Raw genomic sequence first — 24045 nt, forward strand, 5'->3', positions numbered from 1 at the left:
TCCGCTTCGCGATCTGGGAGCAGGCCACCGGCACCGCCGGCCTGCCCGCCACGGCCTGAGCGCGGAGCCGGAACCCGGCCCCAGCACGCCCCGACGCCCCACCAAGCGCCAACACCCTCGACAACGTGACAACGCCATCTGGCGGGACGGCCGACTGGACTTCGCGGCCGCGCAGTCCCGGGCCGCGTCGTCTGTGAGCCGGGCCCGAGCCCTGGCGGTCCGGCACCGAGCCTCATACGCGCATCTGCCAGGACTCCCACGTCGGACACCGCTGGATCGACACCATCAGCATCTCGGACACCGTCAACGACATCGACGGCATCCTCCGCGTCTACTACACCGACAACACCTGACCGTCACCGATCACGAGGGGCCACATCCAGCAGAAGAACTCCTCAGCGCGACCGGCGGGCTCCGCGCTGCACGTCACGCTTGAACCCTCGAAGGCCGTCACGGAGGTTCACATATTCCAGCGCGGCGACTATCCCGGCGCCGACCCAGCGCAGGACGCGAACCGCAACGCCTCCCAAGTCATGCACGATCTTCCCCTCCCCAAGGATCGGTGTCCTGGCCAAAGCTACACAGGCCCGCAGCTGTGTGATGGCCAAGCCGACCGTGGTGACACACGCTCGTACTCCCCAACCTCCCCACACCTTCCAAAACCAGACCATCTGGGGAAAAAAGCAGCCCTGGCCGATTTCAAAGAGCCTCATCACCCTTCACCCGTTGGTCGCTGCGCAAACTTGTCTCCTACCTGCGCAAAGTCCACGGCCGGATGATCCGCATCGGCCGCGAAGCATTACGCTGCCTGCTCGCCCGCCGCGGCATCACCTTCCAGCGCACCAAGACCTGGAAGGAGTCCCCGGACCCGGAACGCGACACCAAACTCGACCGCATCGAGCACGTCCTGGACCGCTTTCCGGACCGGGTCTTCGCGTTCGACGAGTTCGGCCCGCTCGGCATCCGCCCTACCGCGGGTTCGGTCTGGGCCGAACTACGACATCCCGACCGGCTGTGGCGGACGCCCGCTTACGACGGCGGCCTGACCTAAATGCTCCAGGCGGTCAGACCACCAGCGCCGCGTGCAGCGCACTGAATGTCTCACGAAGTTCCACCGTGGCGATCGGATCGATCTCCATCTGCAAATGACACACGTCGTCGTCACCGTTGGGAGTCAGGCGCACGAAAAAGGCGAAACCGTCCCCGACTGGCTCCGCCTTCAACGTCAGCGGATTGTTCCGACCGGGAGTCACCGCCGCCGAAAAGCGCACACCCGACGGCGCGCGCAGGCGAGAGAGTATCCGCGCCACGAAGTCCACGACCTCCGCAGCGCTGAGATCCGCAGTGAAGTCAGCTGTCAGCCAGGAGCACCAATCCGCCGTGACCTGCCAGCTGTCCGAGCCGGTCCGAGCCAGTTCCAGCCACACATCATCGTTGCCGAGGCGTATCCGCGGCTGTTCCATCGTCGCCCTCCGACATCCGTGCCTGGGCTCAAGATCCTATTGGGCAGATCTCCGTCGTCGCACGCCATCCACCCTCCCAGCAACCCGGCGAACCTTCCCGGTCAGAGCACTAGATGATCAATTCCAAGGGATGCCTGCGGAGGGTGTGGGGTGGGCGGCGGCCGAAGCCACCGCGAGACGGTCAGGCGGCGGGCTGCCGGCCCTGGTTGTCGAGGTGGCAGCGGGCGGTCAGGCGTCAGGGTCGACTTCGGGGTGTGTGAACCGCACGGGCTTGCCCAGCGACCGGGCGTAGGCGATTTCGGCTCGGGTGCTGTCTCCGATGTAGTCGCCGACTACGAGCACCTCATCAGCGAGCCGGATCTTCGCCCGGTGCAGATCGTCGAGTCGAACCTTCAGCGCCTCGGCCTCGACAGGATCGGACCAAAGTTCGTGCGGCGACTTCAGGTCACAGCCCGGTTTGACGACAATCTTTCCGGCTTTGGTCTCCCGCAGATCGGCCTCGGTCATCTCGGTCATGAAGCGGGTGGAGCCGCAGATCACGACGATACGCGGGAGGCTCAACAGCTTCTTCGCGTCGGCGAGCTTCTCCTCGGGGGTGAGCAGTTGCGGGTATGACACTGGTTCCTCCTAGGGCCTGTTCTGAGTTGAGATCACTCGGTGGGGCGGAGGCTGCGGATCCAGATGAGGGAGCCGCGTAGATGGAGCCCTGCGAGGTAGCTGGCGGAAGTCTTGTCGAAGCGGGTGGCGAGGCCGCGCCAGTCCTTGATCTTGTTGATGCAACGCTCCACGCTGTTGCGCTCCTTGTAAAGATCGACGTCGTGGCTGACGGGCCGTCCGCCCCGGCGTCCCTTCTTCTTGCGGTTCGCGGCCTGGTCCTTCTTCTCCGGAATGACGGCCTTGATGTTGCGTTTGCGCAGGTGGGCGCGGTTGGCGCGGTTGGCGCGGGAAGAATATGCCTTGTCGCCTGCGACGGCGTCCGGGCGGGTGCGGGGGCGGCCGACCGGGCCGCGTACCTTGATGCCGGCCAGGACGGCGGTGAACTGGGGTCTGTCGGCGCCCAAATCGGGCTTACCCACGGGGTCTGACCTGCGCAAACAGCCCGTTCGCGGAAAGGGAGGTTCACACCTCCGGCAGTACCTCCGGCGCAACCCCGGGCGCACCCGTACAGACAACGGTGCAGACAGCCCTGGGTGCAACCCCAAAAGGTGCAGACCAGGACATGCGTCTCCTCCAGAGCGCCGCGCAGCATCCGGTCGAACTCAATCGGCTGCGCCGGCGGGCGGCCCTGCAGGCCGAGGGCGTGGAACAGCTCGTGGCGCAGGTCTCGGGTAGAGGGGCGCGCCCGGAACTGGATCCGGCGCGTCAGCTTCGGCGCGAGCTCACGCAGCGAGGTGTTCACCGCCAAGGACTTGCCCCGGCCTGCCTGCCCGTAGATACAGATCATCGCCCGCGCCTCGATCGCGGCGCGGATGTTCTCCCGCACCATCAGCAGGGCACGCGTCGAGACCACCTGAGCTCCCGGCAGACGCATGAAGTGGTCCTCCCGCTCCCGGGGCAGCCGGCCCTTACATTCAGCAGTCGCCATTCCTCAACGCTCCTCGCTGTTCCCAGGTACGCCGGCCACTCCAGGCGGCCCGCAGTCAGCCGCTTGCCCAGCGTCCGTTTGCGAGTCGGCCGCCCGCCGAGGGCGGAGAATCGGGCGCGCCCACGAGGACGGGGGCTCCCTCGGCGGGATCAAGTCCGGCAGTGCACGGGCCGCCAAATCCGTCGCTTTCGCCCGGGCGATCTCCGCTTCGGCCTGACCGGAGGTGACCGTGCGCCGCGGACGGGGAGCGGAAGCCGTGGTCGTGGCCGTATACCGGGTCCGGCGCAGCTTCTCCGCCGCCTTCAAATCCGCCTTCAGTCCGCGGGCCTTCTGCTCCCTGACCGAACTCAGCGCGCGGCGCTGCTCCAGCGTCGCCGCCTGGGCCAGATAGGCCGTCCCCAGATGCCGGCCCCACTCCTCGGCGGCGAACACCTCGATCTGCCCGTCATAGTGCGGCAGATACCGCAGGCGGACCAGCGTGCCGACGTTCCCGGCCATCCACGGCGCGATATAGGCACGGCGCCGCCAGCTGATCCCCTTCGTCGTGATCTTCCGTTGCCGGCCGTCGTCCTCCAGCGCGAAGAACGCCAGCCGCTCCTCCGCCACCTCCTCGACCGGAGTCGGATCCGACTCCCACGCCACCAACGGCGTCAGCCCGTCCGCAAGACCCGCAGGGTGATGCTCGGTGTTCCACCACGCCACCCAGTCCAGCAGCACCTTCACGAAGTCCGGATACGAGAGCAGATCCTCGACCCGATCCGGGCGGTACACCTCCGCGGGGCGAGCACGATGCGTATAGCCCGGCAGCGAGACCAGCAGCATCTCCTCCACCGCACCGTTCAACGACTCGATGGTGCCCTTCCGGTACGGCTTGTACGCCGGAAGATCATCCACCGGGACCGCGAACGCGCCTAGCGCACGCTCCACCGTCCGGCACAGGAACTCCTTGCCGCGGTCCACCCGCACCACGGTCGGCAGACCACCGCACGGCCCGTAGGGCTCGGCGCGGCTGATCCCCGTCCGCAGCGCCGCCAGCACCGCGTCCCGGGCCGGCTGATGCGGAGTGAGGGCCACCCCCACGATGACCTTCGTCGCGACATCGATGAACCACGTCACCCACGGACACGCCGCGGACCCCTCCAGGTCCACCCGCACCGGAAGCCGCTTGTGATCACCCTCCCAACAGGCGTTCCGATGCGTCGCGGGGCGCTTCCCGTACACGTCATACCGGCGCCTGGCAGCCTCGCCTCCACGCAAACCAGCCCGCTCCCCCGCGGAAAGGTCGCGCGCTACCGCACGCTGCAACGTCGCCAACGACGGCACCGCCTCCGAATCCCCGGCCGCCCGGGCCTCAGAAAGCAACTCCCGGTGCACCGGAGCCACGTTTCCGCCCCACACCGCCAAAATCGCCCGCACGTGAGGGGTGACCGTGAAATGCGGCCGCGGCAGGGGCCCCGTCCGGCCCTGGCTACGGGCCGCCTCAACCCAACGGCGCACCGTGCGGACCGAAACCCCGAGCCCCGACGCCACCAAACGCACATGAGCCGACGTCAGCCCACCCTGGGCGTCCAACGCCATCAAACGGGCAACCGCGCCCTCACGCCCCAACCTGGACGGGAGTACCCCACCGACCAGCCCGTCGTCTTCCGGCAGCACAGCCACCGCACACCACCACCCCGGCCCGCCCCCCGGCCAACAAAACGGCTCATCCCCATGACACCGCCAGAAAACTCACTACAGGACTAAAAGCCGCGAACCAGAGAAAACGGCCAATGACCTGCGGTACAAGGCCCCCAGACCGGCCCCCGGACCCCCGCCACACCCCTGGTAGCCCGGTCTCTGACTCATCACCACGCAGATCAGTGCTCGGGTGATCTGATCAGGGCATGACCGACGAGCACTGCGTGACGCGCGACCACATCGAACTGTGGAACGGACGGGTGCTGCCGGACGGCCTGGCGTCCGTCGGCCTCGGCACTGTTCTCCGGGGTTCAATGCTGCCCATCGTGGTCTGGCTGGGAGTCGCCGCCTTCGTGTACTTCATCTACAACCCAGTCGTCGCCGCAGTCGAAGGAGGGCTCTTCCTCGCCTTCAGCCTGCTCGGCTTCACACTCCGAAGAAGGTCCGGACACTCCGCAAAGTGCAGCTTGTACGGCGCGATCGGCGGGGTACTCGACAAGTCGATGGCAGGGTTCTGAGACCGGACAACAACGGCCACCCACGAGCCCGGACGCCAACCACACCCCACAGACACCACACCCCGCTGCCCAGCGACAACGCACACCGATGACACCGAACACACCGCATCAAAATGACACCACCAGGAGGAGACCCACCCTGACCAGCAACAACGACAACAACCCGCGATGACAACTACCCCAGCGGCCAAACGACAATCACCCGCGGTGTCGCAAGCGGTGTGACGATTCGGCCGTTTGTGAGAATGTGAGTACTCGACCGTGGATCGTGGACGACGAGTTGTGGGCGCAGCTGTACGCCACCGAACACCCCAGGCGCGGGGCCCAGTTCGTTAGATCCAGCCCGGGCCGCCTCACCGGTCCGCCGCCGGCTCTATGCCGCTCGGCGCCTGATCACGTCGCTCGGCGCCCGATTTCCCGTGGGCCGGCACCCGGTCAGCAAAGTACGGAAAAGGTCAGCGGCTGACCCTGAGGAGGGGCGGCGTGACGCCGGTCCCGTCGGGGTTGACGAGGAGCCAGCCGCCGTCGCGGCCGGGCACAAGTTGAGCGGCCTCGGCGACGTCGTCGGCGCCCTCGCGGATCAGCGGCCCCTCGGTGAGGTGTCCGGTGCGCGGGTCGAGGGAGCCGATCCGCCCGCCCGCGAGGACGGCGAGCTGGTTCCCGGGCAGCCGGGTGAGGGCCGTGACCGGCCCGCCCGCCCCCGCGTGCCACAGACGCCGTCCGCCGCCAAGCCCGTAGCCGGACACGGCGCCGGGGACGGCCTCGCCCGGCTTCGTCACCGCGGTCACCAGAACGTCCCCGACGACCGCGGCGCGGAGCGCGGGCCGGGCGTCGAAGCCCCGTCCGGCGCCCACGGCCATGCGCAGGTCTTCCTCGCGCCCCGAGACCTTCACCGACCCGCGCAGGCGGTCCTGGTCGTCGAAGGCGAGCACAGCGTCGGTACCGCGGTCGTCCTTCTCCTTGAGCCAGAGCGCGAACGGCCGGGCGGAGAGGACCATGGCCGCCTCCCAGCGGCTCTCCGCCGGCAGCGCGGTACGCCGTACGTGCGTGCCGGTCGTGGTGTCGAGCGAGACCAGTTCCAGCGAGCGGAACGCGGAGCCGCTCATGCACTGGACGACCACCCGGGTACGGCCCGCCGCGGCCGAGGCGACGACCGGCGAGCAGCCCTCACCGAGGTCCAGTTTCCAGCGCGGGACGCCCGCGCGCAGGGCGAAGCCCCGTACGGCAGCGTCCTCCAGGGCGACGGCGACGCCGCTGTCGGCGGCCACCCTACCGTCGGTGGGCGGCCCGAACCCGGCGCCGCCCGTGATCTTCCGTTCCCAGAGCTTGCGGCCGCTCGTGGTGTCCACGCCCCACACTGTGTCGCACGGCTCATCCTCGCGACCGAAGGCGATCACACCGATGCCGTCGACCACGGTGTCGCTCATCGCGCACGCCGATCCGCGCACGGGCGCGTCCACGCTCCAGCGCTCACGCCCGTCGGCGAGGTCGTAGCTGGTCAGACCGTCGGTGCGGGCGCGGACGACGGCGCCGTCCAGGGCCCAGTTGCCCACGCCCTTGACGGTGCCTGGCCGGTCGACCGGCGCGTCCCAGGCCCGGTCGAGGACGGGGCCGCGCATCCACGCGTACACCTGCCATCCGGGCCAGAGGGCGAGGACCATGCCCGTCACGACGAGCACGGCGGGCAGGGCCTTGCCGGGCCGGACCCTGGTCAGTTCGGCGACCCACCAGCTGACCAGGCCCACACCCGCGAAGGTGCACAGGAACGCCAACAGGATAGTGGGGGTGGTGCCGTCGGGGCAGGGGTTGAAACTGCCGCCGCACGCGTTGCCCGGTATCGAGGTCCAGCCGAACCAGTGGAAGGCCACCGCAAGTCCGACGACCAGCCCGGCCGCCACGACGAGCAACGCCCTCCCCCATACAGCTCCCCATGTTCTGCGCGCAGGTCTGCTGTCCTCCACCACATCGCCCCCCAGGCGTCAACTGCCGTATCTTTCCCCATAGATGCGGCGTTTGATCGTAACCCCCCGAGCGATGGAGCGGCCCGAGGCAAGGGACAGCGGGGCGCCCGGGCCACCCCGGCGCAGGACTCGCCGTCCACCAGTGCCCACCGCTCTGGCATGGAACGCGTCGGCCAGGGCGCCGGCGGCGCGGGTCAGGTTGTGCGCCAGGGCTGCCAGAGCCAGCCACGCGGCATTGGCCTGGAAATGCCCGGAGGGCGCGTGGGCGAAGGCGCTGTTCTTGACATCGGCGATCACCTGCTCGACGACAGCGTGCCGTCGGTGATCACGCTCGGCATCTTTCAAGGAGAGCGGGGAGTCGGTGAACGCGGCGTGGTAGCGCCAGGTGTCAAACAACGTGCCCTGTCCGGCGGGGACGGCGCCGGCGCTCAGGCGTTTGACGCGGCGCACGATCAGACGGGCGGTGACCTGCTGCTTCTTCGGCTTGGAAGTGAAGGCGGTGTAGCCGGTCTCGGCTATCTCGGCGTCGGAGATCCAGCACTGGCCCTCCTCGTCCCAGACCGCCTTGGGGTACTTGATCGGCGTCCAGGCGTCCTCGTCGATGCGGGCGATGGCGGCCTTGACGGAAGCGTTCATCCGCACGGTGATGGAGAACCGCGCGCCCAGCGCCCGGCAGGAGTTGACGACATCGGCGCCGTAGAACGCCGAGTCCGTGCGCAGCACCAGCAGGCCGCTCGCGCCGCAGGCGCGAGCGGTGCGGATGGTCTCGGCGACGAACGCTGCCGCCCCGCGCGCGGAGTTCGATGGTCCCTTGCGCAGCCTCGTGGCGGCGATCACCGGGGCGGCCAGGGGTGTGGAGACGATACCGAGCAGCGCGTTCAGGCCCTTGACCTTGCTGTATCCGTAGCCGGCGCCCTGCTTGGCGTAGCCGTAGGTGCGGCGGATGGTGTCATCGATGTCCACGTAGGCGACCTGGTCCGCGCCGGGCAGCAGCGGGGCGTGACGGGCCAGTTCGGGAAGGAACCGGCGGGCCACAGCGTGCAGTTGCTTCACATGCCCGTGCGTGAAGGAACGCAGAAACGACCCCAGCGTGGACGGGGCCCGCACACCGGAGAACAGGCGGCCCATCGCGCCGTGCCGCAGCCAGTGCATGTCATCGATGCTGTCGGCGCCCGCGACCATGCCGCCCACCAGCGACATCACTTTCGCCGCGGGGAAGGCACCGGTGCCGTCCTCCGAGGCCGGCAGACGGATGTACTCCCCGACCAGTGCGGGCAGACCGCACCGCTCAGCCAACCGCACCACCGGCTCCAGGCCGCCGTACGCGATCAGGTTCGGGTCGTCGAACGCGGATGAGACCGCCGCTGCGGCATGGGAAGATTGCATCTCGGAAGTGCCTTGCTGATCGTGCCTGATGTGGTCCTAGAGAAACCCCATCATCGCAAGTCACAAGGCACTTCTTCGTTCCCCGAGAAACTGTCCACAGACATCAAGCCGGTGGATCCGGGCTCAGTTGATCGAGTCCCTACCAAACCCGGGGGTGGTTCAGTCCGTCTCGCCGGCGACTGTCATAGACCCTGTCTGGTTCACACCTCAATGAGGCCGATGCGCGGCCTGTGCGGCTGCCGCCGCCCGTGGTCTCTGGGCGGTCGAGCAGCGTCACCGTCGATTTCGCTCGGCATTCTTCTCTGAAAGCGCGGCACGCCATGCTTCGGACAGTGCGATTTTCTTGAGCTGGCCGACACCGAGTGCTGGGTCGCGGCGCGTTCCCGGGAGCCTGTACGCATGGGCATTGAGTTCGCTGACGGCAATGCGCAGTCCGTCGGGTCGCCAGGTGTCGACCGACCATTCGACGGCTTCCTCTCCACCCTTCTCGGGGTGGCTCCGCGTGATCTTCACACGGGTTCCGTCCGCTTCCCTGGCCGATCCCTTGAAGATCTTCTCCAAGGCCTCGTCGCCCGGCTTCCACTGTTGGACAGTGACTGCGACCAGGCACCTGCCCCGGCCGTCGTCCGCGGTGAGATGCCCGTAGCCCGCCGCTCCGCCTCTGTCCGCCGTGCGCAGGCCACGGGGCACCGACCGGCTGATGATGTCCGTGATCTTCGCGGCAGGCAGGTACTGGAAGGAGGACACGGGCGAGGACCCCGGGGGAGGCGAGGGTATCGCGGCCAGTACGGGCTTCCACCGGGCCGAGATGACGATGTCGGTGAGCTGCCGTCCACTGAGCGGCGGAGTAGGCCGGCTGGGAGAGGAACTCCTGTCGTAGCTTGTGTTGGACTCCGAGACGGCGATCTGACCGCCGTCCCGATCGGTGCGCACCGCCGTCCACCGCTTCCCCGCGGATGGCTTGGCCTCGTCGACGGGAGACTTGTCGAGGATGAGTGTGGCGCCGTTCTCCAGCCGCGTCAGAGTGCATCGGCTGTAGGGGTGTTCGGAAAGGTCCGGGCAAAGCGAAAGCTGCTGGGAATCGCGCACCGGGAGCCGGCGGACCGAGGCGGACACCTGACCGGAGCCTCTGGCATCCCTGTATGTCAGGACCGCAGGAGCCAGCGGTTCGTTCCGGGTGGCACCGAAATCGCGCACTTCGAGACCTCCACCTTGCGGAAGCAGTGCCCGCAGGGTGTGACGCACCGAGTGCGAATTCTCAGTCGTGGTGGGCGGAGAGGCGCAGCCCGCCGCAAAGGCCGCGCAGGTCACCGCCGCCGCCAGGGCTGCGTGTCTGAAGGTGCGCTGGAGTGACGAGTCATCGGCCCGCTCAACAGACGCGCTCATGCAGGTCCTCTTCCAGATCGGGGCACGGGTAACACCGGCGTGCCGTGGATGCTCTAGTACCACGGGTGTTCACACGCTCCGGGTTCACCCGGGTAGCGGGACAGGGGTGGCCGAATCGCCCAGCGACTCGGTATCCACCACAGGATTGGCACACACCTCCAGCACAGATGGACGATGCGGACGGCGTCGTCCTGGTCGTCGTAGGCGATGACGACCAGGACCGGGCCGAAGATCTCCTCCCGGGCGATCCGCATGGAGTTGTCGACGTCGGCGAAGACGGTCGAGGTGACGTAGTCGCCCTTCTCCAGGCCCTCGGGGATCTGCGGGCCGCCGGTGACCAGGCGGGCGCCCTCGTCGATGCCGAGTTGGATGCAGTTGCGCACCCGCTCCTGCTGGTCCGGGCGGATCACCGGGCCGATGAAGGTGTCGGAGTCTTTAAGATCGCCTCCTTCAGGGTCTCCACCAGCTCCTTCAGTGCGGCCACGACCTTCCCGCAGCGGTAGCGGAGGGGCCGGTCAAGACGCCTGGCGGACCTCGCGGCTCAGCAGACGGCAGAGCCAACGGAAGCGGGTCCGGCGGGCGTCTCGGGACACTTCGGTGTGTGGCGCCAGTTGGTCGAAGCCGTGGAACCCACCTGACCAGACGTGCAGTTCAGCGTCTCCGCCGGCTTGCCAGATGCGCGTCGCGTACTGGATGCATTCGTCGCGAAAGGTTTCTGCAGCACCGACGTCGATATAGGCGGGCGGCAACTGGGACAGGTCCGCTGCGCGGGCGGCCGCGGCGTAGCACGAGACCTGCGAGCTGTCCCTGTCCTTGCCGAGAAGAGCGGTCCAGCCCAGGTCGTTGGCGGGGCGGTCCCACACGCCCAGGCCGGTCATCTGGTGTGCCGAGGATCTGTCGTTGCGGTCATCGAGCATGGGACACATCAGCAACTGGCCAAGGATGCCCGGACCCTTCCGGTCGCGGGTCATGAGGGCCAAGGCAGCAGTGAGGCCCCCGCCGGCGCTGCCGCCGACGGTGATCACACGTTGGGGGTCCACGCCGAGTGTCCCGGCGTGTCGGGCGAGCCACACCAACCCGGCATAGCAGTCCTCGATCGCCGCTGGGTACGGGTGTTCAGGTGCCAGCCGATAGCCGACAGATACGACGGCCAGTTCGAGGGGCTCAGCCCACTCCTGAAGGATCGTCTGCATGCCGGTGAGGTTGGTTCCACCGATCATGCCTCCGCCGTGTATGTGGTAGACAACTGGCGCCTGTTGGCGCAGGCCGGTGGGACGTGCGACGACGAGTGAGACGTCTGGTGCTCCGTCCGGACCGGGCGCGAGGAACTTTTGGACCTCGAACCTGCCATGGTCGCGCAGCTGATCGAGTGAAGGGTCTGCCGTTGCGAGTTGCGCACGCCACCGGGGGATGTCGTCGGCCGACACCGGCGCGTTCTCGTGCGGGGGTCCCAGTTTCTCCAGGATGGGGTTCAGTTCCGGGTCGAAGGGCACGGGCGGGACCGTGCGCTGACCTCGGTCACGATGGTTGTTCATATGTCCTCCAGGACTGCGGGGCGGGTATCACGGTGCCGGGATGGGGCATGGACCAACGACGGCCGTGGTGTTGTGCATGATGCGGACGGCCGAGGCCGGGACGGAAGCGCGCGCCTCCGGTCGTCGTGCCGATGCCCCGTTCCGCGCTTCATCCGGTTGCCGTCCGACGAGACTCCGACCGGCCCGGCCGTCCGATCTGCAGCAGTCGGTCCTCGGCGGGACTCATCGGCGGAAGACCGGCGAGGGGGCCGCCGGCAGGGGCGGAGGCGGCGTAGCGGGCGTGCAGTTGGCCGCAGGCGGCATCGATGGACGAGCCGAGCTGGCGTCGCCTGGTGGCGTGGATGCCACGCTCGCGCAAGCCTGCGACGAACTGACTGACATGTGTCTTCGAGGGCGCCTGGTAGGCGGGATCCGCGCCCAGGGCCTGGTTGTACCGGATCACGCTCACATGGAAAAGCTCCGGCCGGGATCGCGACGCCACGAGTCGGGCAAGCTGCTGCAAGTGCTCGTCGGTGTCGTTGACACCCGCGATCAGCAGATACGCAAGGTAGATCTTGCGGCGTGCCGTACCCGCGTGCTCATCAAGAATCGCCAGGTTCTCGGTGAGAGGGAATCTCTTCTCCAGCGGAATCAGTTGCGCACGTTCGTCCGCGAACGGTGAATGCACGGACAGCGTGATCGTGACCTGCGGGTATTCCTTGGTGAGCCTGGACAGATTGGGCGCGAAACCCACAGTGGAAACGGTGATACGGCGCTGCGACAGTTCCCCGTAACCAGTTCCCGAAAGCAGGCGCAGTGCATCGAACACATGTGGGTTGGCCAGTGCCTCGCCCATGCCCATGAACGCCACGCTCTCCGGCAGGCCCTTATCGTGCAGTCGCCAGCTTGGGTGTACGACCTGTGCGTAGATCTCGTCGGCCGTCAGGTTCCTGGCGAGGCCGACGGCGGCCGTGGCGCAGAAAGTGCAGCCCAGTCCGCATCCGGCCTGGGACGACACACAGATCGAGGACCATCCGGCCCTGTAGCGGGAGAGAACCGTCTCGAAACGGATTCCCGGGTCCGACTCGAAGACGACCTTTTCGACCTGGTCCTCTGCCTGGCGGGCGACCGGCACGATGGGAAGTACGCGCGGCCCGAACTTCTCGGTGAGTCCCGTCCTGAGTTCGGCGGGCAACTCGCGAACAGTGTCGAAGGTCTCGGCTTCCGCGCGGCGAAGGGCGCTCACGAACTGCCGGTAGCGGAAATCGGGCGCGCCCATCGATTCGAGATGCTCCCGGGTGCGCGCGAGTCGGGTGCCGGGGGGAGGGTTGGCGAGGCCGACGCGGGACTGTCGAGCCCGGTCACTCGATGTGTTCGCATGGTGCTGGTTCGTCATGAGGTGATGCTCACAATCTTCCACGTGATCTCTCTCCCGGCGGGCCATGGCATCGCGCTGACGAGAGGCAGGCCTCGAAAGGAACGGGCGCCGTCCGACGCATGACGACGGGAACGCAGGACGGAATCGCACAGGACTGACTGCACATTGCATTCCTCGAACGACGTCAGCCGTGCCGGTCCGATTCCGGACCGGAGGAATCACGGCTTGAAAAAAATTCTCTACGTCGCTGGAAGGAGTCAGCGCATGCGGTGAACGCGCCACGAGGGGAGGCTGATTCGGGGTACTCCGGCAGGAGGCAAAAAGGAATGTGAGCGCACTGGCCAAAGGTGTGCCAGGGCCTGCACATTCAAACGCGGAAGTGTGTAATCGTGCGCGTCATACACATCCGGGCTATAGCGGACCGGAGTCAGTGGCACGGGCCGATAGTGTCATCGACGCCCGGTGGCTACGGTCTGTCAACCTCGATAAGCATGCCGGTAACTTACCACGAAAGAAATCTTGGTCCAGCGAATTACTCTGGGGCTCCACGGTCGGCCCTTGCGCGCCAAGTCCGTACCCCCACGCCGCAGCGCGGTGATCAGCTTGCCGAACCGACGGGTCGTCGAACCGACGAGGGCCCAGCCCGGTGAGGGGCCGTCCAGAACGGCTCCGACGCCGCGCACAAGAAGCCCCTCGCGAGGACATGTTTCCGCCGAGCCCACTGGAAGGCGGTTGCTCCACTCCTCAACCAGATGAGAAGCGTGAAGGACGACCCGCACCCGCTTGCCGATCAGCCGGATCGGCACCGAGCAGCGGTTGGTGTGGACCGGGATCTGGCCGCAGCGGTTGCCCCTGGGAACGCCTCCAGCGGGGCCTGGCCGGACTCGCCAGGATCTCCGGCTTCCGACCGACGACGTAGTAGCGGACCATCCACAGCTCGACCGGGGTGAACTCGAAGTTCACAGCGACCCGGATGCCCGGCAGCAGTTCGCCGCCGGGCTGGGGCGCGGGGGCCGGCCGCCAGTCGGGGACGACCGAGGCCCAGCCCTCGGGGCTGCGGGCCAGGAGCTGCTCGGTGCAGGGGGAGCTGGTGCAGCACGTGGCCGCCCGGGGTGGCGAGCACTATGTTCAGGCAGGTGCCAGGCCGACGACGGGCAGCTGGCAGGCGGTGGCGACCCTCTAGACGACGGGTACGTACCCGTACCCGTATCCTGAGGGAATGGGAAGGAGTACGACGATGTCAGATGCCAATATCCGTATCCCCGAGGAAGCCAAGGACCGGCTGGCCGCGATCGCCGCTGCCGAGGGCCTGTCGCTGCGTGCCTATCTCGCGCGCCTGGCCGAGACCATGCTCACCCCGGCCGAACGTGCCGAACGGGCGGAGAAGGCCCGTACCGCGCTGAAGGACTGGAACGGCTACGCCCCCACCCCGTCCGAACAGGACGACCTGGACAGCGAGCTGGACCGCCGCCTGGCCCGGGTGACGGCCCGGTGAGTGACGCCATGCACATCGTCCTGGACGACACCGCGATGGCCGCCGCCGGCCAGGGCAACGTCCTCGCCTCACGACTCATCCACCGGGCCCACGCCGAACCCGGCTGGTTCCTCTACGCCCCGGCGTGCGCGCTCGTCGAAGCCGATCGCGCACGGCCCGGCACGGCGGAACATCTGGCCGCTCTGCCCGGTATCACTGTCCTGGACCTGGATCTGGCCGCAGCCCTGGCTGTCGCTCGGCAGGAGACATGGGCGGCGGCCCACAGTCAGTACGCCGCCCAGCCCACCGCGGACCGCCCCGACGGAGCGATCATCGCCACCACCGCTCCGAAGCGGTGGGAAGGCGAGCCGGTCCGCGTGCTGGACCTCAACGCCTGATGAGTTAACGCCGCCGGCCGGCCGCCGACCTCGTTCCGGACAGGGTTGGCGGCCTCATTCCGCGGTGTCGAGTTGTGTGTGGACGCGGGGAGCGGCGGCGCTGGGCCCCAGGGGCCGTAGGCGGGTCGTCACGCCCGGGTCGAGGCGTCCTCGGCTGGCGCCCGACGCACCCGCCCCTCGTACATACGGCTACGGCACAGGGGCGCAGGAAGGGGGCCCCGGACCGTGACTCCGGACCGTGACTCCGGACCGTGCCGGGACGTAAAGGGCGTTCGCCCCGGGCGTGTGAGGGACGGCGCTGTCGCTGGTCAGGATGCTGCCGTACGTTGGGTCTCCGCCGGGGGCATGGTGTGCAGCAGTTCCAGTCGGCGGTGGGCGGCTTCGACCGCTCCGGGGCGTCGGCCGGGTACGTGGCGGCGTAGTGAGACCAGGGGCGGGCCGAGTTTGCGGGCCTGCTGTGGGTCGCGAAGTTCCTGCCATTGGTGGTGGGCGCGGTCTACGGCGCCTTCTACGGCGGGGTCGTCCGGGGGCTGTTGCCGGGCGAGGCGGGCGTTGGCGGCAGCCATCCACAATTCGCAGCTGCGTGCCGGATCGTCGGCCAGACGGGCGAGGTCGGCCCGGACCTCGATCCAGTGGGTGGTCTGCACGGAGCCCGCGCCGTAGGTGCGCAGAGCCCACCCCTCCCACATGGCTGCCAGCGACGCGGCCTCGCCGTGCCGCCCGGCGTGGGCGGCGGCAAAGATCGCAGGCAGCGGGTCCTCCTCGGCCGCCCCGGTGCTTTCCGATACCGGAGCAGGCGCCGTCGGAACAGGTGCAGGCTCCCGGTGTGGCCGGTTCGGTACTGGCACAGCCGTTGCCGCAGGGGTGGGGACGGTTGTGTGGTCGACGGCCAGGAACAGTGCGTCGTCGGGGCCGGCCTGGGCGGCGGCCTGTTCGTGGAGCTGAGCGAGTGGCGGGTTGATGCCACTGCGCCAGGCGGCGGCGAGGGCCTTCAGGTAGGCCGGTTCTGCGATTCGACGGCGGGGCGGCGGCGGGGTGATCCGGCCGTATACGCGGATCCCATGGCCGAGAGCGAGGCCCTCGGTGCGCAGCTGCTGCCAGGCGTCTGGGGCGGCGACCACGTCGATGACGACGGTGGTGGTGCCCGGTCGGCGCAGTTTGAGCTCGCCGGCCAGCCAGTGCCAGGGCAGTGCGGTGTAGCGCAGGGTGGTTGGCGTGGTCCGGGCGAGTGCGAGGTGGATCAGGCGCTGCTTCTGGTCGAGGTGGAGTTGTCCGGTGATGTAGAGGGAGAGTGGGCCGGGTGCGGCGGCTGCGGCGCGGATGCGGGTGAGGACGGTCTGCGGGTCGGCCGGGTCGGTGAGTTCAACGATGGTGGCTGCCGTCGTGCCGGTCAGGATGCTCGGCGGGACGGCCGCGAGCGTGGGCAGGACGCTGGTTGCGTCGATGAGACAGCCCTTACCGGCCGGGGCTGCCGCGATCAACAGCGCTGTCCCGGATGCCGTGTCCCTGTTGATCGTCACAACTGCACCGTAGCGGCTGCCCGGGTTGTGAACGTAACCAGCGGCCAACTCCTCTCCGATGACCAGGACGTAGACCTACCCGGCAGGCGTTCGACCCGGGGCGCGGGAGCCTGCATCGACACAGGGTTAAGCATGCAAGAATCCACCCCCGAGCCGTCAGCAGTGTCGTGGCGATGCACGAAACCCTGGGGCGTCGTCGACGACGACGATGTCGATGTACATGACCTCAGCATGCCCAACCGCCTCACGACCGGACCATGGGGGAGCCCTGCGGTTTGCGTGTCCCCGGCGCCCGGTCAGCCGTCGCCCGGTGTCTCCCTGCTCGTGCAGATGCCGTTCTCCCAGGCCCAGGCGGCGATCTCGACGCGGTTACGGGCCGCGAGTTTGCGCTGCACGCTGCCGAGATGTGTCTTGACGGTGGCGAGCGTGATGTGCAGTTCAGCCGCCAGCTCCTCGTTGGTACGGCCGCGGGCAACCAGCCGTACGACATCCAACTCACGTGCGGTGAGAGGGAGTTCCGGCATGCCGGCTGAATACCGGGAGCGGCCGGCCGGCTTTCCGGAGGCGGCCTCGGATGCGGCGTCGGTCAGGTACCTCAGCAGGCGAACCGTGACCGCCGGGGAGATGAGGGCGTTGTCGGCGGCCACGGCCCGCACGGCCTCGATGAGCAGCGCGGGGGAACCGTCCTTGAGGAGGAAGCCACATGCCCCGTGGCGCAGCGCCCGGTACACGTAGTCGTCCAGGTCGAAGGTGGTGGCGATGAGAACCCTCAGCGGGTCGGCCGCCTCCGGGCCCGCCAGCAGCCGGGTCGCCTCCAGGCCGTCGAGGCCGGGCATCCTGACGTCGAGCAGGCACACGTCCGGACGCAGCCGCCTGGCCTCCCGTACCGCGGTCGCCCCGTCGGCCACCGAGGCGACGATCTCCATGTCGGGCTGGGAGCCGAGGATCATGCCATAGGCCGAACGGATCATCGGCTGGTCATCGGCGATGAGAATGCTGATCGTCATGCGTCCAGGGTGGCATTCGTCCGGTCGTCCCCGGGCCCAGGAGGCGGTTCGGGGAGCGGGCCTGGAAGCGGGATACGTGCCTCGACGATCCAGCCCACACCTGCCTGCGCGCCCGCGGTGACGGTGCCGCCGACCATGGCCGCGCGCTCCGACAGCCCGACCAGGCCGTAGCCGGAGCGTGGGCCGTCGCCGAGGTCGGCGGGTTCGCCGGTGTGTCCGGCGGTGCCCGGTCCCTCGTCGGTCACCGACACCAGAACGGCCGGGCGGGCGGTGTCGCCGTCCAGGCGTACGTCGACGGTGACCGCCTTGGCGCGGCGCGCATGCTTGCGGACGTTGGTCAGCGACTCGCGGACGATCTGGTGCACGGTGGTGGCGATGCCGGGCGGCAGGCCGCCGGCGGCGAGACGGGGGTCGAGGGCGAGGGTCGTGGCCGGTCCGGTCCGCGCGAACCGCTGTGTCAGGGTGCGCAGGTCGGCGAGTTCGCCGCCGGGCGCCGTCGCGGCGCCGGGGCCGCCGGGGCTGCGCAGGACCGCCACCATGCTCCGCATCGACTGCATCGCCTGTGACCCGGCCTCCTCGATGGCCGCGAACATGCCGTCCAGCTCCTGGGTCGACGGCGGGCAGCCGGCCGCCGTGGCGAAGCGTACGGCCTTGGACTGGGCAATGATCGCGGTCACATGGTGGCCGACGAAGTCGTGCAGTTCCCGCGCGTGGTCCAGGCGCTGCGCCTGGAGCCCGGCCCGGTGCTCCTGCGCCCGGTACCGGTCGAGCAACCGGAGGTACAGGCCGAGCACGGCCGCCAGGGCGGCCGCGAACCAGAGCGCCGGGACGGCGAACGGCACCAGCCGTTCGTACTCGGACGGAGGCAGCCGCAGCACGATCACGGTCAGCGCGACCAGCGCTCCCCCGGCCAGGGCCGTGGCCCGCAGCGGCGGGCGCAGGCGCACCGCGCGGACGACGACCAGCAGCAGGGCGCAGGTCTCGACGAGGCCGAAGGTCGTCTCGGGGCGCGCGCCCGTCCGTGTCTCCAGCAGGGTCACCAGGCAGGACGCGAAGACACCCGCGAGGGCCACCGCGTCGAAGCGGTCCCGGCGCGCGGCCAGCGCCGCCAGCGGCAGTCCCCCGGAGACGGTCCAGGCGATGGCCACCGGAACGGAGCCGGTGTCCGCGCCCTCGGTGGCCACCGCGGCCGTCAGCAGCACCGCCGCGCAGACCGCCGCGATCCGCCTGCCGCCCGCCGGTACGCCGAAGAACTGGTTCATGTCTGTGGAGGTTACGGCGCTCCGCCGGGACACTGCCTCAACCGAACGGACGAGGCGCGGGAGGCCCACCGCTCGGCATTCGGTCGTCCGGTTGATCCGCACGGGCGGCGGCCGGGTCCAGGATCGGATCGTCCACCGACGACCAACGGGGCGCTGTCCGCCGTGCCGACGACTCGCCGTCCGCCGGCAGCACCGGGCCATGGACCACCGGTTCGCCGACCACCGGCAGACCGGCCCTCAACACCACCGGACCACGGACACCGGCTCCGTCGGCCGTCGGCCGCTACGGCGCCGTGTCCTTCACCCGCAGCACTGGAAGGGCCCCATGCTCCCCACCGTCGTGCGTTCCGTCCTCCGTGACCTGCGCCGCTTCGTCCTGCCGGCCCTGGCGGTGCTGATCGGGGTCGCCTGTGTCAGCGGCTCGCTGCTGTACACCCAGTCCCTGGCCCGGGGCGCGGCCCGGCTCCAGCAGGCCTCGCGTCCCGATGTGTCGGTGGAGGTGCGCCCGGCCGGGGACGGCGCGCCTCCCGGTGAGACGGTGCGTCAGCGGCTCGCCTCGCTGCCCGGGGTGGCGTCGGCGCGCGGCACTCTGCGGGGGCGGGCCTTCCTGGTGGCGCGCGACGGCACCCTGGTCGGCCCGCCCTCCGCCGACGTGGGGGTCGGCTTCGTACCCGACGGGCACGGAGCCGATCCGCGCTGTCCGATGACCGAGGGACGCGGCCCGCACGCCCCCGGAGAGGTCGCCATCGACCGGTTGTCGGCCCGGCGTGCCGGGCACCGGGTCGGCGACCGGGTGCGGATCGTCGTCGCGGGCGAGGTCCGCACCGTCCGGCTCACCGGGGTGTTCACGGTGTACGACCCCGCCACCGCCGCCGGCGGCACGGTCACCGCGTTCGACGTGCGCACCGCGCGCGCCCTGTTCGCGCCCGCCCCGGGCCGGTACGCGTCGGTGACGCTGACGACCGCCCCCGGTACCTCCTCCGCCGCGCTCGCGAAGCGGGTGGCACGGGCGCTGCCACACGGCCTGGAGGCGGTAACCCGGGCCCGGCTGGACGCGGAGGCCGCCGCGGCGCCCGACCGGAAGAAGCTCGGCACACTGCTGCTGCTCTTCGCCGGGATCGCCCTGTTCGTCTCCGCGTTCCTGGTGAGCAATACGTTCACCATGCTCAGCACCGCCCGTGCCCGTGAGCACGCCCTGCTGCGCGCGGTGGGCGCGAGCCGGGGCCAGGTGCTGCGCACGGTGCTCGCCGAGGCGGCCCTGGTGGGCGTCGGGGCGGCCGTGGCCGGATACGCACTCGGCGTCGGTGTCGCCGCCGCGCTCGCCGCCCTGTTCGGACCGGCCGCCGGACCCGCGGGGTCGGCCCCGCTGGACGTCCTCTCCCCCCTCCCGCTGCTGGCCGCACTGGGGGTCGGCGTGGGGTTCACGACGGCCGCTGCGTATGTCCCCGCGCTGCGGGCCTCCGCCGTCGCCCCGGTGGCGGCGTTGCGCACTGACGTGCCGGTCCCGGCCGTGGCACAGGGGCGCCGGGGCCTGCTGGGACTCGCCGTCACCGTGGCCGGCGCGCTGCTGCTGGCCGCCGGCGAGGGGGATCTCGCGGTCCTGTCCCTGGCCACGCCGGTGCTGCTGGCCGGGCTGATCCTGCTCACTCCGCAGTTCGCCCGGGCCGTCACCCACGTGCTGCGGGCGCCGGTGCGGCGGCTGGCCGGGACGCGCGGCACCTTGGCGTTGGCCAACGCCCGCCGCAATCCCCGGCGCACCGCCGCGACCGCCGGTGCCGTCACCGTGTGCGTGGCGCTTGTCAGCGCGGTCACCGTGGCGCTGTCCTCGCTGAGCGCCACGGCGGGGCGGGAGGCCGTGGCGGCGGTGCCGACGGATCTGCGGATCAGCGCGGTCGACTTCGCCGAGATCGGCGCGGGGACGGCCGGGCGGGTGGCGCGGCTGCCGCACGTGGCGGCGGTCAGCGCGGTGCGCGAGGCCGGTTTCCGCCTGAGCGACGGGGCCGATCTGTGGGCGGTGGCGGTGGATCCGGTGGCTGTGGGCCGGGGCCGCCTCGCCGACCTCACGGTGCGCTCCGGCGACCTGGACAGCCTGTCCCACGGGATCGCCGTCACACGGAAGCTCGCCGCGGAGCACGGATGGCGGGTGGGCGACCGGGTCACCGGCGAGGAACTCTCGGACGCGGGCGTCCCCGACAGCCGGGCGCTGGACCGCGAAGTCGTGGCGGTCTACGACGGACCCGAGGCCCTCGGCCCGGCCCTGCTGCCCGAGAGTGCCGTGGCCGGGGGCGGTACCGTGATCTCGGTGCTGGTGCGTGCTGAGCCGGGACATACGGCGGATCTGAAGAAGGAGATCCGCCGGACCCTGCGCAATCCGGTGCTGGTCGTCCAGGACCGGGAGGACGTGGGACGGGACGCGGAGCGGGGATTCGGCTCTCTGTTGTCCGTGCTGTACGCGATGCTCAGCGTCACGGCCGCCGTCGCGGCGCTGGGCGTGGCCAACACCATGGGCATGGCGGTCTTCGAGCGGGCCCGGGAGGTCGGCCTGCTGCGCGCGGTCGGACTCGACCGGGCGGGGGTGCGATCCATGCTGCGGCTGGAGTCGGTGGTGGTGTCGGCGCTGGGCGCCGGACTGGGCATCATCGCGGGCGGTGCGGCCGGGGTGGCGGCGGTCGCGGGGCAGGCGGGCGCGGTGATCTCGGTGCCGTGGACGTCCCTGCTGGCGCTGCTCGTGGGTGCGAGCGTGGTCGGTGTGCTCGCCGCGCTCGGCCCGGCGGCGCGGGCGTCCACGATCCCGGTGCCGCGGGCTGTGGGCGGCGAGGTGGGGTGACCGGCACCGCGGCCATGTCCGTCCACGCGCCGAGCGATCACATCTGTCCGTCCCAGAGCACCCCGGCAGGGCTGTGTACGAGGGTGACTCCGCCCCGCGCCGTGGGCCTTCCGCTTCCGGGCCGCCCTTTCGTCGGTGGCCAGGTCGGACCGGCTTGCGGAACGTCCGACCCGTGCGGGCACAAACCTCTTTCTCCCTTTGGGACACGTATCGCAATCACTTATCAGGCCGGCCACCATCACGCGCTCCCCTCGCAGCGTGGAGTCCGTGACAACAGGGGATGTTGGTTGTCATGGCGGGGAAGCTTCAGGGTGTGCCGCTCCCCAGCGCTGGACCCAGCACACGGTGGTCCTTCTGACGGCTCAGGATGCGCCGTCCTGAGTCTGAGGGGTGTGCCGGGCGGGAGCGGCCGGTCCTTCCTCTCCTTCGAGGGCCGTGCGAGGCTCCACCCCTGTGCTCGTCTTGACGGCCCGCGCCGCCTGAGCGAGGCCGCTGGAATCCCGCAGCGGGACTTCCTTGATGAACAGCGTCACCAGGAAAGCGATCAGGGCGATCGGGGCGGCGTACATGAAGATGTCGCCGATGCCGTGCCCGTAGGCGCCCTCCAGCCACGTGCGGACCGGGGCGGGCAGCATGGCCAGGTCGGGCAGTTCGCCGCTGCCGGAGGCCTTCGCGGCCGTCGCCTGGTCCTGCGGGCCGAGCCGGGTGATGGTCTCGCGGGCGTAGTGGCCGATCCGGGTGGTGAGGAGGGAGCCGAGCACCGAGACGCCCACCGCTCCGCCGAGAGACCGGAAGAAGGTCACCGTGGAGGACGCGGCGCCCAGGTCGCTCGGGGACACCTGGTTCTGGGTGCACAGCACGAGGTTCTGGAGCGTCATGCCGACGCCGAGGCCCATCAGCGCCATGCACAGCGCGATGAACAGGTACGGGGTGTCGTAGCGGAGCATGCCCAGCAGGGCCAGGCCCGCCGTCAGCAGGATTCCGCCCGCCAGCAGCCAGCCCTTCCACTTGCCGGTGCGGGTGATGATCCGGCCGGAGACGGTGGAGGAGACGAACAGGCCGGCGATGAACGGGATGGTCATGACGCCGGACTTCGTCGGGGAGTCGCCGCGCGCCAGCTGGAAGTACTGGCTGAGGAAGACGGTGCCCGCGAACAGTGCGACGCCGACGAACAGCGAGGCAATCGAGGCGAGGGTGACAGTGGGGTTGCGGAACAGGTGCAGCGGAATGATCGGCTCGCTGGCCTTCGTCTCCACGAACAGGAAGATCAGTGTCAGCGCGGCGGACGCACCGACCAGCGTGTACGTCTGCCAGGACAGCCAGTCGTACTTGTCGGCGGCGAAGGTGACCCAGATCAGCAGGGTGCAGACAGCCGCGGTGACGAAGAAGGCGCCGGCCCAGTCGACCTTGACCTGCCGCTTGACCGTGGGCAGGTTCAGCGTCCGCTGGAGCACGACCAGCGCGACGCATGCGAAGGGGATGCCGACGAACAGGCACCAGCGCCAGCCGAGCCAGCTGGTGTCGGTGATGACACCGCCGAGCAGCGGGCCGCCGACGGTGGCGACGGCGAAGGTGGCACCGAGGTAGCCGGAGTAACGGCCGCGCTCGCGCGGAGAGATCATCGCAGCCAGGACGACCTGCGCCAGCGCGGACAGACCGCCGCCGCCCAGGCCCTGGATGACGCGGGCGCCGATCAGGGTCGCGGGATTCTGCGCCAGACCGGCCACCAGGGATCCGACCACATAGACGACCAGTGCCGACTGGACCAGGATCTTCTTGCTGAACTGGTCCGCGAGCTTGCCCCACAGGGGGGTGGAGGCGGTCACGGCCAGCAGGGAGGCGGTGACGACCCAGGTGTAGGCGCTCTGGCCGCCGCCGAGGTCGTTGATGATCCTCGGCAGCGCGTTGGTGACCACGGTCGAGGAGAGGATGGCGCAGAACAGGCCGAGCAGCAGTCCGGACAGGGCGCGCATGATCTGCGCGTGGGTCATCGGCGTCCGGGCCGACGGATTCTCGGCCGTCGGCGTCAGGGATTCTCCGCCACGGTGGACGTGGGCCCGTACACCTGGTCGTGGGGTGGTTGTCATGGGTCGTGTTTCCTTACGTGGTGACTGCGGGTGTACGGGGGGAACGGGCGGGCCCGGGCGGCTCGGTGCACGGGGCGTCGAAGCTCGCCCGGAACCGGGCCAGGAGCCGGGTCAGGCTGGCCACGTCCTCGTCGCTCCAGTCGCTGAGCCGGGCCGCGAGCAGCTCGGTGGTGCTTTCGGACAGTTCGGCGAGGCGGGCCCGGCCCTCGGGGGTCAGACGCAGGATGCGCGAGCGCCCGTCCGAGGGATCGGGGCTGCGGTCGATCCAGCCCCGCGCGGCCAGGTGCGCCACATGGCGGCTGGCGACCGACATGTCGACGGCGAGCAGGTCCGCGAGCCTGCCGATGCGCATATGTCCGTCACGGCCGAGCAGCGCCAGCACCGCGGCGGAGCCGCTGGAGCAGTCGTACGGAAGGATCCGGCCCAGCTCCCGCCGTACCGATCCGATGGCGCTCAGCTGGCGCATCAATTCCTCGTACGGAGCCATCTTGGCCACACGTGCCTCCATTGTCATTACTTGAGGCAACTATGTGTTACCCGGTTGCCTTGGGCAAGTTATCAAGGTGTGCCGTAACACACATATGTCATCAGAGGCATGT

Annotated in this window: 19 protein-coding genes and 4 pseudogenes; 7 read left to right on the plus strand and 16 right to left on the minus strand. The window is 69.7% G+C overall.

The window, feature by feature from the left end:
- Positions 1–733: 733 nt before the first annotated feature.
- Positions 734–1015, plus strand: a pseudogene (locus AB0915_RS14620) (IS630 family transposase); the annotation flags it as partial.
- A gap of 49 nt (positions 1016–1064) precedes the next feature.
- Here AB0915_RS14620 and AB0915_RS14625 read toward each other — a convergent pair.
- From AB0915_RS14625 to AB0915_RS14645, 5 genes and pseudogenes are all read right to left on the minus strand, one after another.
- Complete coding sequence (locus tag AB0915_RS14625) at positions 1065–1463, minus strand: hypothetical protein (RefSeq protein WP_366691419.1); 399 nt, start codon at positions 1461–1463, stop codon at positions 1065–1067.
- 228 nt (positions 1464–1691) lie between these two features.
- Positions 1692–2081 (minus strand): hypothetical protein, encoded by a 390-nt coding sequence (locus AB0915_RS14630; protein WP_366691420.1) that lies wholly within the window; start codon positions 2079–2081, stop codon positions 1692–1694.
- A gap of 32 nt (positions 2082–2113) precedes the next feature.
- Positions 2114–2515: pseudogene (locus tag AB0915_RS14635) on the minus strand (transposase); the annotation flags it as partial.
- 176 nt (positions 2516–2691) lie between these two features.
- Positions 2692–3048 (minus strand): annotated as a pseudogene (locus AB0915_RS14640) (AAA family ATPase); the annotation flags it as partial.
- 3 nt (positions 3049–3051) lie between these two features.
- On the minus strand, positions 3052–4164 hold the full coding sequence (locus tag AB0915_RS14645) for a transposase family protein (RefSeq protein ID WP_366691421.1): 1113 nt from the start codon (positions 4162–4164) through the stop codon (positions 3052–3054).
- A gap of 770 nt (positions 4165–4934) precedes the next feature.
- Here AB0915_RS14645 and AB0915_RS14650 point away from each other — a divergent pair.
- Entirely contained in the window at positions 4935–5246 is a 312-nt protein-coding gene (locus tag AB0915_RS14650; protein ID WP_366691422.1) for a hypothetical protein, read from the plus strand.
- Between the two features lie 455 nt (positions 5247–5701).
- On the opposite strand, the gene AB0915_RS14655 is transcribed toward AB0915_RS14650, so the two are convergent.
- The 3 genes from AB0915_RS14655 to AB0915_RS14665 form a co-directional block, all read right to left on the minus strand.
- The gene (locus AB0915_RS14655; protein WP_366691447.1) at positions 5702–7144 is read right to left on the minus strand and encodes a PQQ-binding-like beta-propeller repeat protein; all 1443 of its coding nucleotides are present in this window, start codon (positions 7142–7144) and stop codon (positions 5702–5704) included.
- Positions 7145–7225: 81 nt separating this feature from the next.
- A complete protein-coding gene (locus tag AB0915_RS14660) occupies positions 7226–8593 on the minus strand; it encodes an IS1380 family transposase (protein ID WP_366691423.1) in 1368 nt (455 codons plus the stop codon).
- A 273-nt stretch (positions 8594–8866) separates the two neighbouring features.
- A complete protein-coding gene (locus tag AB0915_RS14665; protein WP_366691424.1) occupies positions 8867–9154 on the minus strand; it encodes a hypothetical protein in 288 nt (95 codons plus the stop codon).
- Between the two features lie 109 nt (positions 9155–9263).
- On the opposite strand from AB0915_RS14665, the gene AB0915_RS14670 reads away from it, so the two are divergent.
- Entirely contained in the window at positions 9264–9473 is a 210-nt protein-coding gene (locus AB0915_RS14670) for a hypothetical protein (protein ID WP_366691425.1), read from the plus strand.
- 679 nt (positions 9474–10152) lie between these two features.
- Here the strand turns inward: AB0915_RS14670 and AB0915_RS14675 are convergent.
- From AB0915_RS14675 to AB0915_RS14685, 3 genes and pseudogenes are all read right to left on the minus strand, one after another.
- Positions 10153–10469, minus strand: a pseudogene (locus tag AB0915_RS14675) (aldehyde dehydrogenase family protein); the annotation flags it as partial.
- Between the two features lie 25 nt (positions 10470–10494).
- The gene (locus AB0915_RS14680) at positions 10495–11472 is read right to left on the minus strand and encodes an alpha/beta hydrolase (RefSeq protein WP_366691426.1); all 978 of its coding nucleotides are present in this window, start codon (positions 11470–11472) and stop codon (positions 10495–10497) included.
- A 190-nt stretch (positions 11473–11662) separates the two neighbouring features.
- Positions 11663–13153, minus strand: coding sequence for a radical SAM protein (locus AB0915_RS14685; RefSeq protein ID WP_366691427.1), 1491 nt, complete (start codon positions 13151–13153; stop codon positions 11663–11665).
- Positions 13154–13844: 691 nt separating this feature from the next.
- On the opposite strand from AB0915_RS14685, the gene AB0915_RS14690 reads away from it, so the two are divergent.
- The 3 genes from AB0915_RS14690 to AB0915_RS14700 are packed head-to-tail and all read left to right on the plus strand — an operon-like array spanning position 13845 to position 14743.
- Positions 13845–14054: a hypothetical protein gene (locus AB0915_RS14690; protein ID WP_366691428.1), complete on the plus strand. Its 210-nt coding sequence runs from the start codon at positions 13845–13847 to the stop codon at positions 14052–14054.
- 54 nt (positions 14055–14108) lie between these two features.
- Positions 14109–14366: a hypothetical protein gene (locus AB0915_RS14695; RefSeq protein WP_366691429.1), complete on the plus strand. Its 258-nt coding sequence runs from the start codon at positions 14109–14111 to the stop codon at positions 14364–14366.
- A gap of 8 nt (positions 14367–14374) precedes the next feature.
- Positions 14375–14743 (plus strand): hypothetical protein, encoded by a 369-nt coding sequence (locus tag AB0915_RS14700; RefSeq protein ID WP_366691448.1) that lies wholly within the window; start codon positions 14375–14377, stop codon positions 14741–14743.
- A gap of 308 nt (positions 14744–15051) precedes the next feature.
- Here AB0915_RS14700 and AB0915_RS14705 read toward each other — a convergent pair whose 3' ends face one another.
- The 3 genes from AB0915_RS14705 to AB0915_RS14715 all read right to left on the minus strand — a co-directional run bounded on the left by AB0915_RS14705 (position 15052) and on the right by AB0915_RS14715 (position 18532).
- Positions 15052–16263: a hypothetical protein gene (locus AB0915_RS14705; protein WP_366691430.1), complete on the minus strand. Its 1212-nt coding sequence runs from the start codon at positions 16261–16263 to the stop codon at positions 15052–15054.
- Between the two features lie 296 nt (positions 16264–16559).
- On the minus strand, positions 16560–17270 hold the full coding sequence (locus AB0915_RS14710) for a response regulator transcription factor (protein WP_366691431.1): 711 nt from the start codon (positions 17268–17270) through the stop codon (positions 16560–16562).
- A complete protein-coding gene (locus tag AB0915_RS14715; protein WP_366691432.1) occupies positions 17267–18532 on the minus strand; it encodes a histidine kinase in 1266 nt (421 codons plus the stop codon). The genes AB0915_RS14710 and AB0915_RS14715 overlap by 4 nt, the downstream gene beginning before the upstream one ends.
- A gap of 325 nt (positions 18533–18857) precedes the next feature.
- Between AB0915_RS14715 and AB0915_RS14720 the strand changes: the two genes are divergently transcribed.
- Entirely contained in the window at positions 18858–21359 is a 2502-nt protein-coding gene (locus tag AB0915_RS14720; RefSeq protein ID WP_366691433.1) for an ABC transporter permease, read from the plus strand.
- Between the two features lie 362 nt (positions 21360–21721).
- Here AB0915_RS14720 and AB0915_RS14725 read toward each other — a convergent pair whose 3' ends face one another.
- Positions 21722–23350, minus strand: coding sequence for an MDR family MFS transporter (locus AB0915_RS14725; RefSeq protein ID WP_366691449.1), 1629 nt, complete (start codon positions 23348–23350; stop codon positions 21722–21724).
- Positions 23351–23459: 109 nt separating this feature from the next.
- Entirely contained in the window at positions 23460–23942 is a 483-nt protein-coding gene (locus AB0915_RS14730; RefSeq protein WP_366691434.1) for a MarR family transcriptional regulator, read from the minus strand.
- Positions 23943–24045 lie beyond the last annotated feature (103 nt).

This window comes from Streptomyces sp. NPDC048411 (assembly GCF_040704695.1).
Classification (GTDB): Bacteria; Actinomycetota; Actinomycetes; order Streptomycetales; family Streptomycetaceae; genus Streptomyces.